This is a genomic window from Raoultibacter timonensis, from assembly GCF_900240215.1.
In the GTDB taxonomy this organism is placed as follows: domain Bacteria; phylum Actinomycetota; class Coriobacteriia; order Coriobacteriales; family Eggerthellaceae; genus Raoultibacter; species Raoultibacter timonensis.
Map to the genome: position 1 here is coordinate 525,130 of NZ_LT964679.1, position 16,276 is coordinate 541,405.

Consider the following 16,276-nt stretch of genomic DNA (forward strand, 5'->3'; position numbering starts at 1 on the left):
TGCGTTCATTGTACCGCTGCCAAGGTATCGGCTGCGGGACATCCCGAAAACGGTCCGTTTACCGTTTCGTTTGCGCCGATAGCGGTGGGGTACGCTCTTCGATCATGAAGATCGTAAGGAGCGGGCATGTCGCAGCAGCCGTACCGTCTGAGCGCAGACGAGGTTTTGGGTGAACAGCAATCCGGTATCGAGGGCCTCTCGCCCGAAGAAGCGCAGGCTCGCCTGCGCGCATACGGTGCCAACGAACTCGACGAGAGCAAGAAGAAAAGCACACTCGCCGTTTTCTTCGACCAGTTCAAAGACTTGCTCGTCATCATCCTCATCGCCGCTGCCGGCATATCCCTTTTGTCGGGGCATATCGAAAGCGCCGTCGTCATCTTCGTCGTCATCGCCCTCAATGCCGTGCTCGGCACCGTGCAGACGGTCAAAGCCGAGCAGTCGCTCGCCAGCCTGAAGGCGATGAGCGCACCGCTCGCCCGCGTGGTGCGTGCGGGGGAGCGAGTCGAGATTCCCGCTGCAGACGTGGTGCCGGGCGATATCCTCGAACTCGAGGCGGGCGATCTCGTGGCGGCGGACGGCCGCATGTTTGAAAACTACTCGCTCAAGGTGAACGAAAGCGCCCTTACCGGAGAAAGCGAAGGCGTCGAGAAGACGGTCGCCCCCATCGAGCGCGACGATGCGGTCGTGGGGGATCGGACCAACATGGTGTTCTCGGGGTCACTCGTGATCTACGGGCGCGCTCGCGTGGTCGTGACGGCAACCGGTATGGCGACCGAGCTCGGCAGGATAGCCTCGCTGATGAACGAGACGAAGCAGCGCAAAACGCCCTTGCAGGTGAGTCTCGACGCGTTCTCCGCAAAGCTGGCCATCGGGGTTATCGCCATCAGCGTGCTCGTCTTCGCCCTTTCGGTGCTGCGCAGCGGTATGGGGATCCTCGACTCGCTCATGTTCGCCGTGGCGCTCGCTGTGGCCGCCATCCCCGAGGCGCTCGGATCTATCGTGACCATCGTGCTCGCCATCGGTACGCAGAAGATGGCCAAGCAGCACGCGATCATCAAGGAGCTCAAGGCGGTCGAATCGCTCGGCAGCGTCTCGGTGATCTGCTCGGATAAGACCGGTACGCTCACGCAGAACCGCATGAGCGTGCAGAAGATCTACGTCGGCGACGCCCTCGTGGATTTCGACGACATAAGTATGGACGACGAGCTGCAACGCCAGCTCGTCGAGATCGGACTGCTCGCGAGCGATGCGACCACCGACGAGGAAACGGGGTCGCAGATCGGCGATCCGACCGAGGTGGCGCTCGTGCATATCGGCGACAGCCTGGGCATCGACGAGGGTTCCTACCGCGCGAGCCATCCGCGCCTGCGCGAGCTCGCGTTCGATTCGGACCGCAAGCTCATGAGCACGCTGCACGAACTGCCGCGCGGCATCATGCTTCTGACCAAGGGAGCTCCCGATGTGCTGCTTGCGCGGTCGACGTTCGTGCTCACGGCGGATGGCCCCGCGGTGCTCACCGAAGAACGCAAAGCGGAGATTGCGGAGGCGAACAGCCGCTTGTCGGAGCAAGGATTGCGGGTGCTCGCATTCGCGATGCGCGAGATCGGCGAGGTGCGCGATCTCGCGCTGGCCGACGAATCGGATTTCACGTTCGTCGGCCTCGCCGCCATGATGGACCCGCCGCGCCCCGAGGCNGGCGATCGCACGCGAGATCGGCATCATGGAGCCCGGCGACGAGGTGCTCGACGGCGCCGAGCTCGACCGGCTTTCCGATGCCGAACTCGATGGTGAGTTGCCGCGCATCTCGGTGTACGCGCGCGTTTCCCCCGAGCACAAGATACGTATCGTGTCGGCGTGGCAGCGCCGCGGCGCCATCGTGGCGATGACGGGCGACGGCGTGAACGATGCCCCGGCGCTCAAACGGGCCGACATCGGCATTGCCATGGGCATCACGGGCACCGAAGTGAGCAAGGACGCTGCGGCGATGATCCTCTCGGACGACAACTTCGCCACCATCGTGAAGGCGGTCGAGAACGGCCGCGGGGTCTATGCGAACATCAAGAACACGGTGCACTTCCTGCTTTCGGGCAACATGGCGGGTATCATCTGCGTGCTGTTCGCCTCGATCGCAGGGCTCGCCGCGCCGTTCGCGCCGGTGCATCTCCTGTTCATCAACCTCTTGACCGACAGCCTTCCCGCCATCTCGATCGGCATGGAACCCGTCGCCGAAGACGTGCTCGACCACAAGCCGCGCGATCCGAAAGGCTCGATTCTCGACCGCAGCCTGCTTATCCGCATAGGCGTCGAAGGCGTTCTGATCGCGATACCGACGATGACCGCGTTCTTCATCGGGCTCGCCGAAGCCGGCGCGCCGCTCGGCATGACGATGGCGTTCGCAACGCTTTCGCTCGCACGGTTGTTCCATGGATTCAACTGCCGCGGCGACGCCTCGATCGCGCGTCTGGGCGTTTCCAGCAACCCCTATACGCTGTTCGCGTTCGTCGGCGGCGCGGCGCTTCTCGCCGCCGTGCTGTTCATTCCGTTTCTTCACCCCCTCATCCAGCTTGCCGATGTTACGATAGGGCAAGTCGGTTTGATCGTCGCATTGGCGTTCGCGCCGACGCTGGTGGTTCAGGTCTACCGTATGGCGAGAGATCTCATTCGCAGATAGGAATTGGTATGGGGACGAAAACTCGAGCGGTTATCGCGGGTGCGGGTGCGGCGCTTGCAGCCTTGTACGGCCTTTCGGTCGTGCTCATCGGAAACAAGTGCGTCGATTTCGCGTTGGTGCCCGGCAAGGACGGCAAGACCGGGCGGATGCGAAAGCCCGATCGCATCGGGGGAGACCTTGCGAACGGATCGGTTGACGCCTCGGTGGCAAGCCTTGTCGAGGCGAACCGGGAAGCGATGCTGGCGAAGCGCGACGCGTGGCTCTCGTCGGTCAAGGTAGAGCGTGTGCGCATCAAGGCGGCGGGCGAGTCCTACGACTTGGCGGGGTTCGTGTATCCCGCCAAAAAACCGACGCTGAGGTGGGCGATGCTCGTTCATGGCTACACGAACACGCACGCTGACATGGAATACCTTGCAGCTTACTACGCCGATCGGGGCTACAACGTGCTGGCCCCCGACCTGCGCGCCCACGGTGAAAGCGGGGGCGACCTCATCGGCATGGGATGGCCCGACCGCATCGATCTTGTGCATTGGGCCGATCATCTGATCGGGCGGTTCGGCGAAGAGGTGTCGATCGCGCTGCACGGGATATCGATGGGCGCAGCCGCCGTATGCATGGCATCGGGCGAGACGCTACCGTTCCAGGTGAAGGCCGTCGTGTCAGATTGCGCGTTCACCGATCTGTCCTCGATGCTCGCCGGGCAGGTGAAGAAGCTCTACGGCCTGCCGCGCCACCCGGTCGTCGACGACGCGCGCATCATGCTCAAGGCGCGGGGCGGATACGACATCAAGCGCGCTTCGGCGCTCGATCAGGTGAAGAAGAGCTCGACGCCCACGCTGTTCATCCACGGCCTGAGCGACGGGTTCATTCCCGCCTCGATGGCGCGCGAGTTGTTCGAAGCGTGCGCCGCGCCCGAGAAACGACTGCTCATCGTTGCGGGGGCGGGCCATGCGCTTTCCGCCCAGACCGATCCGGACCTCTATTTCGATACGGTGTTCGGCTTTCTCGACAGCAAGATGGGCGAAGCGTAAAACGTACATGTTGGATGGGAGCGCGGTGCGCTCCGGCCGAAGTATGCGGGCAAGCTCGAAAGCAACGGCGGCGGGGGCTTGAACCTCGCTTATGCGAAAGGAAAGAGATGATCGTCAGACAGGAAGCGAGCGGGGATTACGACGAGGTATACGGCTTGGTCAAGGAGGCGTTCGCGTCGGCCGAGCACAGCGATGGCAACGAGCACGACCTGGTTGCCGCCCTGCGAAAAAGCGCTGCGTTCGTACCCGAGCTCTCGCTTGTGGCCGAGGCGGATGGGAAAATCGTCGGGCACATTCTGCTCACCGAGGCGACGGTGGGCGACGATACCGTGCTTGCATTGGCCCCGCTCTCCGTTCTGCCCGCGTATCAGAAAACGGGCGTCGGCACGGCGCTGATGGAGAAAGGGCATCGGATCGCACGGGAGCTTGGCTACTCGTACTCGGTGGTTTTGGGAAGCGAAACGTACTATCCCCGTGTCGGGTATGCGTCTGCCGACGGGTTCGGGATCGAAGTTCCCGAGGGAGTGCCCCCTGAAAACTACATGGCGATCAAGCTGCAGGAAGATGCCGCTCCCGTTGCGGGCACGGTAGCGTACGCGGAAGAGTTCGGGATGTAGCGAACCGGGTCAATGCGACCTGCCTGCCCGTCTTGGGCCGTGGGCTTGCCGTGCGGCTCGACTCCCTGAAACGCCCATCAAGGCGTTCGCGATGGCGAGCGCCGCTTCAGTGCGGCTGCGGCCGGCTTCGTTGACACACCGCATCCATGAAATACAAGTATCATCCTCGCATTCCCATAATTTTTATATGACCGAAGGGGTACTATATAGAAAAACCGAGTCCGCTGGCATCGATGCTTCCAACGGGCGAGAACGGAGGCCTGCTTAGTGCTGGGAATCATGGACGATATCCTCGAGATCGTGTACGTGGTGGATATCGAAACGTACGAGCTGCTCTACCTCAACGAGTCCGGCAAGCAGCTGTTCGGGTTGGACGACGTTGCCGATCACAAGTGCTACCAGGCGCTTCAGGGATTCGATGATCCCTGTCCGTTCTGTACGAACAGCAAGCTCAAATCGGATGCCACATATACGTGGGAGCATTCGAACGCGCTCACGGGCAAGCGCTACCTGCTCAAAGACCGCCTCATCGATTGGGAGGGACGGGCGGCGCGCATCGAAGTCGCGGCTGATATGACCGCAAGCGAAGAGGACGATCTCGGTTTGCGCTATGCTCTGGACGCCGAGGGCATGGTGCTGCGTTGCGTCGACGATCTGTACCGCGAAGCCGACCTCGATACGGCTTCGAAGAACATGCTGCGAATCATCGGCGAATGCCTCGAATCCGACCGCACGTACATCATCGAGTTCAGCGAAGGACTCGCGAACAACACCTACGAATGGTGTGCGGAAGGCATCGAGCCGGCTATCGACTTGTTGCAGGGGATCGACTTGCAGACCGTTGCGCGGTGGCTCGATCTCTTCGAGCAGGGCGAATGCGTGATTCTCGAAGATTTGGAGACGATCCGCGAAAGCTCCTCCGAAGAATACGGATTGCTAGTCCAGCAGAACATCAACAGCCTTGCCGTGGCGCCGCTCGAACAGAACGGGCAGATAATCGGCTGCATCGGCATCGACAATCCCCCTGTCGACCGCATACGCCATCTCGGTCCGCTGCTGCGCACGCTCGCGTACTTCTACCTCATGACGGTGCGTCGCATCGGCGACGAAGAAGAGCTGAGGTACCTCAGCTTTCACGACGGGCTGACCGGGTTGTACAACCGCAACCGATTCGCAGAGGACTGCAGTCGTCTCGAGGAAGCGGGAGGTCCGCTCGGTGTCTTGTACGTCGACGTAAACGGGCTCAAGACAATCAACGACAGTTTCGGCCATCTTAAGGGGGATACCGTGCTGCGCACATGCGCCCGGAAGATGGTCGAGGTGCTCGATGGAGCCGAGGTGTACCGCCTCGGCGGCGACGAGTTCGTTGCGTTGGCAAACGGTGTCGGGAGCGCCGAGTTCGAGGCGATGCGCTTGCGGCTCGAGCAATCGTTCGAGCAGGACGACGACGAGCTCCTCTACGTGTCGCTGGGAGCTAAGTGGTCGAACGATCCGAAGGATGTCGCCTCGATGCTCGCGGCGGCCGATGCGGCGATGTACGAGCAGAAGCGCTTCTTCCACATCGGGGAGGTGCGCGAGTCCCGCCGTCTCGCCAAATCCGAATCGACGTCGGCGCGCTACGACGGGTTGGGCGTTGATTCCGAAGACAGCGTTTTGCTCGACGAATACAACATGCTCATGAGCGCCATGCACGTAAGCGTGAGCAAGCATCTGTTCACCGAAAAGTTCGAGGTGCTCTGGGCGAACGATTTCTACTACGAGATGACGGGCTATACCCGCGAGGAGTACGACAAGCTATTCAACGGCAACTGCGGCGATTACTTCGCGGACTATCCCGAGGAGTACGGGATGCTCAGCCAGGTCGTCGTGAGCGCTTACGAGGCGGGCGAGCCCGGCTACGAATGCCTTATGCCCATGCCGATCAAAGGCGGCTCGCGCATGTGGATCCGCGTTGTGGGCAGATTCACGAGCGAGACGGCCGGGGGTTTCCCGGTGATTTACGCTACGTTCACGTGCGTGGACGATGTTGTGCAGCTTGAGCGGGAGCGCTCCATCGCCTTCGACGCGATTCCCGGCTTTGTCGCGCGCATCCGCATGCGAAAGAACGGCTTGAAGCTCCTGTATGGCAACGATCGCTTCGTCGATTTCTTCGGCCCTGTCGACGAGGCGGCCTCGCAAGCGCTGTTCAGGGAGAACGCGGCGATGAACCACGAGGTGATCAAGGAGAACTATCCGGCCATGCGCAGGGGCGAGTCCGTTTCGTTCGAGGTTGCCGGACGCAGCAGGCGCGGTGAGGATGCGTCGTTCAGGCTGTATGCCGACTGCATCGACTGGGTCGAGGGCGATCCGGTGTATTTGGCCCTGTACCTCGACACGACCGAGATCACCCAGCAGCGAAGGCTCGTCGAAGAGGCGAACGAGAAGCTGCGGATGGTTGCGTACGTCGATCCGGTGACGGGCGGTCGTAACCGCACGAGCTTCGAGCACGACATAGCCGAGACGATCGGATCGAATCCTCCGAACACGTATGCGTTCGTGTCGATCGACCTTCAGAAGTTCAAGGTGATCAACGATTTGTTCGGTACCCGGTACGGTGATCTTACGCTCAAGTTCTTATACGGAAACTTCGAATCGCATCTCGAACACGGCGAGTACGTCGCTCGCATGTCGGCGGACCTGTTCTCGCTTCTGCTCAAAACCAACGGGAAGACGTCGATCGAAAATCGACTCGAGGCGATGGTGCAAGACGCGAACGCCCGCATCGCCCAGACGCTCGCCGACAACGAGATGGCCCGCCCCTACCTTGTTACGATGACCGCCGGCATCTACGTCATCGACAACCCCTCGCTGCCCATGGTGCAGATCCAGGACCGCGCCAATATGGCGCGCAAGAAGACGGGCGCCTTGACCGAAGGCGGCGCAGCGAGCGGGCGGGTGTGCACGTGCCGGTTCTACCGCAACGACGACAACGTTCGCCTGGCTGCCGAGAAGGACATGGAAAACCGTATGACGGTAGCGCTCGAGACGGGCGAGTTCGTCGTATACCTCCAGCCCAAGGTCGATCTTCGCAGCAAAGCCGTCGCGGGTGCCGAGGCGCTCGTCCGATGGGCCGACCCGGGAAGGGGCGTCGTGCCGCCGGACGAGTTCATCCCGCTGTTCGAGAAGAACGGTTTCGTCATCGAGCTCGACCTGTACGTGTTCGAGCAAGTCTGCGCGTTGCTGCGCGATTGGCTGCATGCGGGCGTGGCCCCCGTGCCCGTTTCGGTGAATTTCTCGCGGGCCCACCTGATCGACCCCTTGTTCCTGGAGCGCTTCGAGGCGATCCGGGAGTCTTACGGCGTGCCCGCATCGTTCATCGAGCTCGAGCTCACCGAGACGCTCGTCTTCGAGAACCCGAAGCTGCTCGCCAGCGTTATCGACCGTCTCCACGGAGCGGGATACAGCTGCTCGATGGACGATTTCGGCAGCGGGTACTCGTCGCTCAACGTTCTCAAGGATCTTGCCGTCGATGTGCTCAAGCTCGACCGCGTGTTCTTCGAAGCGTTCGATTCGGCGGGATCGCGGTGCTCGGATGTGGTGGATGTGGTCATCGATCTCGCGCGGCGCCTCGACATGAAGACGGTTGCGGAAGGCGTCGAAACCGAGGAGCAAGCCGCGTTTCTGGCCGAGGCGGGGTGCGACATGATGCAGGGATACCTGTTCTCGCGTCCTGTCCCGATAGGCGATTTCGAGCGGCTGGCGTTCGGCGGCGAGGTGCATACGGGCGAATGAACCTGCCTTCTTCTGCGTTGCGCGCAGGGTTGCAGCACCGTCTGCGCGCAACGCGAAACGAAGCGGGTTCCTACACGAACCCGAACAGCATGCACAGTGCGGGCAAGAGCGTGGATGTCAGAGCCACCAGCAACACGGTGGGGATCCAGCCAATTCTCGCCATATCGGACATGCGGTAGTAGCCGGTCGAGTAGGTGAGGATGGGCACGCAGTCGAGCGGAAGCACGAAGGCAAGCGATGCGTGCAGGGCCACCACCATGAGCATGCAGTACATGCTGATGCCGAAATCGCCCGCTATGACGCCGAACGGATAGGCGAGGATGCCCGCCACGGCGGGGCCCACGGGAACTATGTTGTGCACGATGGCGCCGATGGCGGAGAGCACGACGAGCACGACGACGGGTATCCTCCAGCTTTCGGGCAGCGCTCCCACAACGGCTGTGACCATCCAGTCGCCGGCACCGGTGGCCACCACGAAGTGCGCCACCGAGAGGATGCACATGATCATGATCAGAACACCCCAGTTCATGCGCGAGACGAGTCCCTTGAACTCAAGCGTCGAGCATCCGGGAACCGAGAGTAGCACCACGGCGAAGATGGCGATCATGGCGGTGTTGAGCGCGGGGATCCACGAGCTTAGGATCCAGAACACCATGGCGAGCGCGATGATGACGACGGTCATCACCTCGGGGCGCGATATCCTTCCCATGTTCGACACTTCGGCCATGGTGGCATCGATGGAGGCCTGCGAGATGGGTTCGGGCTTGAAGAACCGGGTGATGATGAACCACGAGGCGAACAGCATGATGAGGCAGAACGGAAAGCCGAGCATCGACCATTCGATGAAGTTCATGTTCACGCCGAAGAGCGACGAGAAGAGCCCCACGGTGATCACGTTGCATCCGTTGCCGGTCATCACCGCGCAGCCACCGGCATACGATGCCCATGGAATGGCGATCATCATGGCCTTGCCCATGGGCGATTTGAGCTTTTCGGCTTCGTTGAGTTCGAGCAGGCGCTTGCCGACGGAGATAAACACGCCGCATGCGGCGACGTCGGACATGAAGAACGAGAGAAACGCCGTTGCGCACATGAAGCCGAGCAGCATCTTGTTGGTGTTGGTGCCCGACCAACGCAGAACGAACGCGGCGATGCGGGTGGGAATGGTGGTAGCGTCGAGCGCTACCGTGAATGCGAAGGTGCCCATGAGAAAGAACACCGTCGACCCCATGGCGTTCGCGTACGCATCCTCGAAGGAGCATACGCCCATGATCGGCATCATGATGAGGACGAGCAACGCCGTTGCCGGCAAGGGCAGCGATTCGGTCACCCAGAGCAGGATGCCCGATGCGAGAATTCCCAGCACCATGCGGCCCTCGTAGGTGAGGCCCGCCGTCGGTGAAGCGAGCGCCGTTGCCGCGATGATGGCGACGGCGAGAAGTATGCACACTGCATTGCGCGGTCGAAGCGTGGTGCGCAGGATAGCTTCAGACACGGTTTACCCCCATATGGTAGATGTCCCCTTGCGAAAGCCGCATCCGGCAAACTCGCTTGCAGGGAACCGGTCGAGTTCGGACGAGGCGTTTGCTCGGGCCCCGTACAGCAGGGGCCCGAGAATCATGCGAACGAAACTTTACAACGCTCCCACCATAGGCGGAACAACGAGGAGGAATGCGCTGAAGAACACCATCGTCGCGATGGTGACGGGCAAGCCGCCCTTCCACATCTCGTTGAACTTGTAGTAGCCGCCGGCATAGGATACCAGCAGTACCGAGTCGAGCGGCACGAGGAAGCACAGGGCGCACCACAGGGCCAGCATGAGGATGGTCGCGGTGAAGTTGCCGCCCACAGCGGCAACCAGGCCCAGTACGGGGGCGGTCACGAGAGCTGCAAGGCCGGGGCCCGAGGGGAAGAAGTTGTGCACGATGGCCAGCACGACGCTGATTACCATGAACAGCATGACGAAGCTCATCCCGGAGGTGACGCCGAGCAGCATGTTGACGATCCAGGCCACCGATCCGGCGGCGGACATGGCGGCGACGATGCCGTTGATGGAGGCCATCATGAGCAGGATGTCCCAGGGGCTCTCCGAACGGTACTGCTTGGTGGTGATCATGGACGTGCCGGGCAGGAACAGAAGGCCGAGTGCGATGAGCGCCACGAAGGTGGTGTTGAGCACGGGAATCCAGGAGCTTGCGATCCAGCACACGAGGGCGACCAGCAATACGCCGATGTTGAACTTCTCCTTGAAATCCATCGGCGGCAGGGCGGAAACCTCGCCGAGAAACGTGTCGACGGTCTCCTGGCTCAAGGGCTCGGGCTTGTATACCTTGATGAGGATGATCCAGCAGGCCACGAGGCTCAATGCCACGGGAACGATGGTGTAGCCGAACCATTCGGCAAACGTGATGGTCACGCCGCAGGCGGATTCGGCCAAGCCGAGCACGACGACGTTGATGGGGGTGCCGGAGGGCAGCAGGCAGCCGCCGAACATAACCGCGAAGGGAATGGCGAGGGCGAGGCAGCGGCCCATGTTCGATTCGCCGGGCTTAGCGCCGGCCGCACGCAAAAGCGATGCGGCGAAACCCATCATGATGGCCGTCAAGGCGATGTTCGACATGACCATGGAGATAATGGCGGATATGACCATGAAGCCCAAAATGACGAGGTTGATATTGCCCTTAACCATACGCACGACCATGGCTATCAGACGTTGCGGGAAGGTCGACACCCCGAGAAACGTCGTGAAGCCGAAGATGCCGACGAACATCCACAGCGAACTGGTGAACGTGGCGGCCCAGATGTCGTTGTAGGCCGCGATCCCCAAAAACCCGCACATCGCCACCATGACGAGGGAGGTGATGGGCAAGGGCAGCGCTTCGGTTGCCCACATGACGACCGCGGCGAGCAGAACCATGATGGCGGTTTGGCCTTCGCGGGTCAGATCGGGCGACCACAGCGGACCGATCTGACCGATGATTATCAGTACGATGGCAACGGCAATCCATATCCATTTGAAGACTACCTTGTTGCTCTTGGCTGTTTCAGCCATTGTTACCCCTTCCTGTTACTTGTTGTTAGAACCCCCGCAGCGTCGATGACGGCGCTGCGGGGGAAGACCCCTCAAGGACGGTTTACGCGACGGCGCTCAGGAAGATGTCGCCCAGAACCACGTCTTCTGCGGTTGTGTCGGCGGCAAGGGCCACGTCCTCGTAGCCTTCGATCGATGCGGTGACGGTGTAGGCCTTCTCTTCCAGCTCTTTGAAGCGGAACTCTCCGAACTCGTCGGTGACGACGGATGCGACCTCGACGCCCTCGGCGTCGACGAGCTTCACCGTCGCGCCGATGACGACCTCGTTGATGGTCCTGTCCACCAGCACGCCGTACACCCAGCGCTTGGGAACGTTCACGTAGTACACGTGGGGATGGAGCTCGGCGGCGGCGGGCATGGGAACGGCTTTCTCGGGCACGTCCTCTTCATCCACCACTTTGAGCGCTCCCGTGGCGCATACGTCGACGCAGCGGGGAACCGTCCAGCCGTCGTCGAGCAGATGCGCGCAACCCGTGCACTTCTGGGGGAGGTCCAAAGCCTCGTTGTAGTAGACGACGCCGGCGGGGCAGGCGTCCGCAATGGCCTTTTGGCCCTTGGCCTTCACCGGGTCGATGATCACGAGGCCGTCTTCGCGGCGGTATACGGCACCGTCGGTTGCAGCCTCCATGCAGGCGGCGTTTTCGCAGTGCCCGCACATGACGGGGGCGTACTGCACCTTCACTTCGGGGATCTTGCCGCGTGTGGTCTGCTCGACCTTGCACCAGAACTGGCCGGTCGTGGGCTGTTCGGCGGCGATGGGGCTCCAATCGTTGCCGCAGTGTTCGTCTTTGCATGCCATCTGGCAACCGTAGCAGCCGTTGCACAGGCTGGCGTCAAACAGAATCGTCTTCATTATTTAAGCCTCCTGCAGGTAGTCGTAGACATTGGTGCCCGTCTCGATGGTGTAGTGCTCCGCTTCGAAGGCTTCGGGGTACTGCTCCATCAAAGCGTGGATGTCGCATTTGCGCACGCCCACCAAGAAGCCGCCCGTCACTTCGCCGGCCGCGTTCTTGGACGAGGTCTTGCTCGGGGCGATGAGGTTGTTCGCGCCGCCGCGGTCGATGCCTCCCACGCCGGTGACAATCGGATCGGTCTCGGCGCCGTGATCCTGCAGAACCGCGCCGGGAATGACGCGTTCGGTGATGTAGGCGCCGCCGAGCACCGTGCCGCGCTCGTTGAACACCTCGACGATATCGCCGTTTTCGATGCCGAGCTTCGCGGCATCGGTGGGATGGATCCAGACGGGCTCGTAGGCATAGCCGTCAATGCCCACCACCTTGCACGTTTCGATCTCGCGCGTCCACGGGCAGTCGTCGAAGTTGGCATGGATGCGCCAGCGCGGATGGTTGGAAACCAGCAGGAAGGGATAGTCCTTCGCGCGTTCGCAGCTGATGCGCTCCTGGTGGCTCTCAGACTCCTCGATCCACTTGGCAACGGGTTGGCGCTCCATGTCGTCGGGGAAGAAGTTGGCCAGGCCGGTGGAGTAGAACTCGATCTTGCCCGTGGGGGTCTCCATGGGGTTGTTCTCGGGGTCTTCGTAGAACTCGATCATGCCTGCGGGCTCCTGCTCCCAGCCCTCTCGGGTGGGCAGCATCTGATAGCCCTGCTTTTTGATCAGTTCGAGATCCTGCTCCTCTTCGGGCAGGCCCGATCCCTGATAGCCGACTTCCTGCCACTCCTCGACGGTCATGTCGCCCGAAAGGTGGCTCGCGCAGTCCTCGTAGACGCCGCCGTACTTTTCGAGCTTCTTGGCCACCTCGAGCACGGCCTCGTAGTCGGAGAGCGATTCGTGCTGGCGATCGCACGCCTTCTGCTCCCAGATGATGGAGTTGAACTGGCCGGAATACGTGTCGACGCCGAAGTCGTCCAGCTCGAGCGTCGTCGAGATGGGAAGGATCAGATCGGCGAACAGGGTGTCGTTCTCCATCCAGGGGTGCTCGACCAAGAAGAACTCGAGGTTGGGGTTCAAAAGCGCATCCTGGAACTCGTTGCCGCCGTTCCAGCAGGTGGACCAGCAGGGGGAGTCGGACCAGATCATCTTGATGCCGTGATCGCCGTCCTGCGGGAACTGGAACTTCTTGAACTGGTCGGTGCGGTGGTGGCGGCTCGTGGTGTGGCCGTACCATTCGACCTTCTCGCCCGGTTCGACGGTGATGCACTGGGGCACGAGGGTCTTCGGGATGAACGAAGCGGGAAGCTCGCCGAGCACGGAGCCGTGATAGCATGCGCGAACCTCGGGCAGGAAGTTTCCGGGAGGCAGCGGATTGAACGAGTCCATGCCGATGAGCGCCCATTCGATGAACTTCACCTGGTTGCGGCCCGGTTTGCCGACGGCCTGCATGGCGAGCAGGTACACCTCGAGGCGCGCGGGTTCGTGGGAGTAGCAGGAGCGGATGTAGGAGCCGCCGTTGCAGTGCCCGATCGACACGTTGTGCTTGGCCCAGTAGCGGGCGAGCGCCTTGATGCGGTAGGCGGGCACGTGGCATTTCTCCTCGGCCCATTCGGGCGTCTTCGGGACGCCGTCCTCGTTGCCGAGCACGTAGTACTCGAACCAGTCGAACCCTTCGGTATGGGTTTCGACGTAGTCTTTATCGAAGGTGCCCTCGGTCATCCAGACGTAGGCGATGGCCAGCTGGAGCGCGGCGTCGGTGTTCGGGAGCACGGGGATCCACATGTCGGAGTGGACAGCGTTGGCGTAGTTCACGTCGGGCGCGATGTGGATCTGCTTCACGCCGATCTCGGTGAACCAGAAGCACAGGCGCGACGCCTGCTGCCCCGACCAGCCCCATGGCGTAGTCTCGGGGTCGCATCCCCAGAACAGGACGGCGTCGGAGTTTTCGGAGATGTCTTTGAACAGGTTGTGCTGATGGGTGTTCTGGCCCAGGGGCTCGTTTCCCCAGGCGTGCTTGGCACCCCAGTACCAGCCCTCCCAGCTGTCGGGTTGGCGGGCCTGCATGGTCAAGCCGCCCGTCATGTCGAGGAGGTTCGCCATGGTACCGTGGGGCCCGTGAATGGAGCCCGTCTCGCCGTGGCCGTCGCCCTGGCAGAAGATGGAGTTGCGTCCGTAGGTCTCGTCGATGCGCACGATCTCGGAGGCGATGATGTCGGTCGCCTCATCCCAGCTGATGCGCTCGAATTTCGATTTGCCGCGGTTTTGCGGGTTGCGCTCGCCGTTCGGATCCCAATCGACGCGCTTGAGCGGGAAGGGGATGCGGTTGGGGGAATACGTACGGGTCTTGTAGATGAAGGTGAACGGGGAGTTCAGCGTCTTCATGCCCGGCTCGAACGTATGGCCCTTCGCGTTGATGGTCCAGTAGTTCAGATCCTCTTTGGTGTAGTGCTCGTCGTAATGCACGGGGCGCATACGAACGATCTTTCCGTCCTTGGAGTCGACAGCGGTGAGGTTGGCGCCGTTGCCGAAAGAACATAGCGACATGTTCTTGTAGATTGTCTTGTCAGACGTCTTCATGCTCCTCCTACTTTCTTCGTCTTCTGCTGATGTCCCAAGCGAGGGGCGGGGCCTCGTCTTGCCTTGCCTGCGCCTGCCTGCTTGGGCGAGCGATCGTAGAATCTTGGCTCCCGCGCGCACAAAAGCGTTGATCCGATCCCCTATTGGGAGTGTATGGATCGGAGGCGGTGGTGAAAATAAGCGTCCCGTTGGGCTGCCTCCCGTTTTTGTGGGGCATGCGCGGGGCTTCGCATTTCGTTGACGCAGCTCAACGTTTCGTTGCCCCAGGCGGTCATCGAAGCTGTTCAGCGGTAGGAAAACGCGGCTGAGGTGCCGATTTGCATGCTTCATGCCGACCGTTGTTTGCGATTGTGGGCGCGCGGGCTGCCTCTTTGCCATATAATGGTCGCGATTCGGCCAGATCGATGTGGGGGTCAGCTATGAACATCGAATACTTGCACTACTTCTTGGACGTGGCGAAAACCAAATCCATCACCCGGGCGGCGAAGCTGAATTTCATCTCGCCCCAAGGCATGAGCCGGGCGATGAACGAGCTTGAAAAGGAGTTGGGCTGTCAGCTGCTCATCCGCTATTCCAACAAACTCGCCTTATCGCCCATCGGCGAGGAGCTGGCTCCCAAGGCGGCCGAGATCATCGGCGGCTACGACAGAATGCTCGAATTCGCCGCTGCGAAATCGCAGGTGCAGCAGGCGGGCGGCCACTCCATCCAGCTTGAATGCCAGAACGTCGCCATGCTGGCGTTTCTCACGCAGGAGGCGAAGGACTACATCTTCGAATCGCGCGAGATCCATTTTCGGGAATCGCAAAACTCCCAGATCAGGCATGATCTGCTACTGAGCAACGCGGGTGACCCATCGGGCGCTTGCCCCATCATCGGGCTCGTGTGCTTCTTCAATCAGGATCGCAGCTCCAACATCGGCGGCATCGACGACTTGGAAGAGAAGGGCTACCAGTACCGCCCCTATCTGAAAACCTACGACAAGGTGATGGTGAACGCGCAATCGCCGCTCGCTGCGAAGGAGACGCTCTCCGACGAGGATATCGTCTCGAAGCCTATTGCCTCCACGAACACCTACCTGTACAGCATCCTGTCCAAGCGGTTCGGCCGCAACGCCATCGAGCTGTCGAGCGCCGATTTCTCGTTGCGCAAAAGCATGGTCGAGTGCGATTCGGCCGTGTCGTTTTTACCTGCCATCGCCTCGCTTACCATGGCGGAGGAGACGGGGTTCGTCCTGCGCGACATGGAGCGCTCCTACGAGGTGGAGATCGGGTTCGTCGGCATGGAATCCGATATGGAATCCGCGTGCTTCCAGGGCCTTATGGACATCTTGGACGGGTTCTATCGCGCCCATACCGATTCGGGGCTGTACGCCCTGTGCGATTGATCTACGCGCTGGGCGTTCGGGCGGTTCTCGCTCGGAAGCCCGCGCGGGGCGCTTGGCTGGCTCTTCCGCTCGGCTGACATCGCGGGGCGGCTTGGCTGGCTTCTCGTCCGCCCGGTCGGCCCATCAACGCGAACAGCCCCGCACGGGGCTGTTCGATGTTCGTTGCGTTTCGAGGCGGGGGCTGTTGCTGCGGTCGCTTTAGGCGGTCGGGGCCTTGGGCGCTCCGGGGGCTTTCGGGGCG

Annotated in this window: 10 protein-coding genes; 6 read left to right on the top strand and 4 right to left on the bottom strand. The window is 61.6% G+C overall.

Annotation, left to right across the window (positions count from 1 at the left end):
* Positions 1–126: 126 nt before the first annotated feature.
* The 5 genes from C1722_RS02250 to C1722_RS02265 all read left to right on the top strand — a co-directional run bounded on the left by C1722_RS02250 (position 127) and on the right by C1722_RS02265 (position 8,090).
* Positions 127–1,791, top strand: coding sequence for a cation-translocating P-type ATPase (locus tag C1722_RS02250; protein WP_180994995.1), 1,665 nt, complete (start codon positions 127–129; stop codon positions 1,789–1,791).
* Positions 1,721–2,671 (top strand): HAD-IC family P-type ATPase, encoded by a 951-nt coding sequence (locus C1722_RS16820; RefSeq protein WP_180994996.1) that lies wholly within the window; start codon positions 1,721–1,723, stop codon positions 2,669–2,671. Before C1722_RS02250 ends, C1722_RS16820 begins: the two co-directional genes overlap by 71 nt.
* An 8-nt stretch (positions 2,672–2,679) precedes the next feature.
* Positions 2,680–3,702, top strand: coding sequence for an alpha/beta hydrolase (locus tag C1722_RS02255; protein ID WP_102377813.1), 1,023 nt, complete (start codon positions 2,680–2,682; stop codon positions 3,700–3,702).
* A gap of 107 nt (positions 3,703–3,809) precedes the next feature.
* A complete protein-coding gene (locus tag C1722_RS02260) occupies positions 3,810–4,319 on the top strand; it encodes a GNAT family N-acetyltransferase (RefSeq protein WP_102377814.1) in 510 nt (169 codons plus the stop codon).
* A gap of 267 nt (positions 4,320–4,586) precedes the next feature.
* Positions 4,587–8,090 (top strand): bifunctional diguanylate cyclase/phosphodiesterase, encoded by a 3,504-nt coding sequence (locus C1722_RS02265; protein WP_146040581.1) that lies wholly within the window; start codon positions 4,587–4,589, stop codon positions 8,088–8,090.
* Between the two features lie 70 nt (positions 8,091–8,160).
* Here the strand turns inward: C1722_RS02265 and C1722_RS02270 are convergent, their stop codons facing one another.
* The 4 genes from C1722_RS02270 to C1722_RS02285 all read right to left on the bottom strand — a co-directional run bounded on the left by C1722_RS02270 (position 8,161) and on the right by C1722_RS02285 (position 14,650).
* On the bottom strand, positions 8,161–9,585 hold the full coding sequence (locus tag C1722_RS02270; protein WP_102377816.1) for an SLC13 family permease: 1,425 nt from the start codon (positions 9,583–9,585) through the stop codon (positions 8,161–8,163).
* Between the two features lie 138 nt (positions 9,586–9,723).
* Positions 9,724–11,142 (bottom strand): SLC13 family permease, encoded by a 1,419-nt coding sequence (locus tag C1722_RS02275; RefSeq protein ID WP_102377817.1) that lies wholly within the window; start codon positions 11,140–11,142, stop codon positions 9,724–9,726.
* 82 nt (positions 11,143–11,224) lie between these two features.
* Positions 11,225–12,034 carry a 4Fe-4S dicluster domain-containing protein gene (locus C1722_RS02280; protein ID WP_102377818.1) on the bottom strand — a complete coding sequence of 270 codons (810 nt, stop codon included), beginning with the start codon at positions 12,032–12,034 and terminating at the stop codon, positions 11,225–11,227.
* Between the two features lie 3 nt (positions 12,035–12,037).
* Positions 12,038–14,650, bottom strand: coding sequence for a molybdopterin dinucleotide binding domain-containing protein (locus tag C1722_RS02285; RefSeq protein WP_102377819.1), 2,613 nt, complete (start codon positions 14,648–14,650; stop codon positions 12,038–12,040).
* 419 nt (positions 14,651–15,069) lie between these two features.
* Here C1722_RS02285 and C1722_RS02290 point away from each other — a divergent pair, with 419 nt between their 5' ends.
* A complete protein-coding gene (locus C1722_RS02290; RefSeq protein WP_180994997.1) occupies positions 15,070–16,035 on the top strand; it encodes a LysR family transcriptional regulator in 966 nt (321 codons plus the stop codon).
* Positions 16,036–16,276 lie beyond the last annotated feature (241 nt).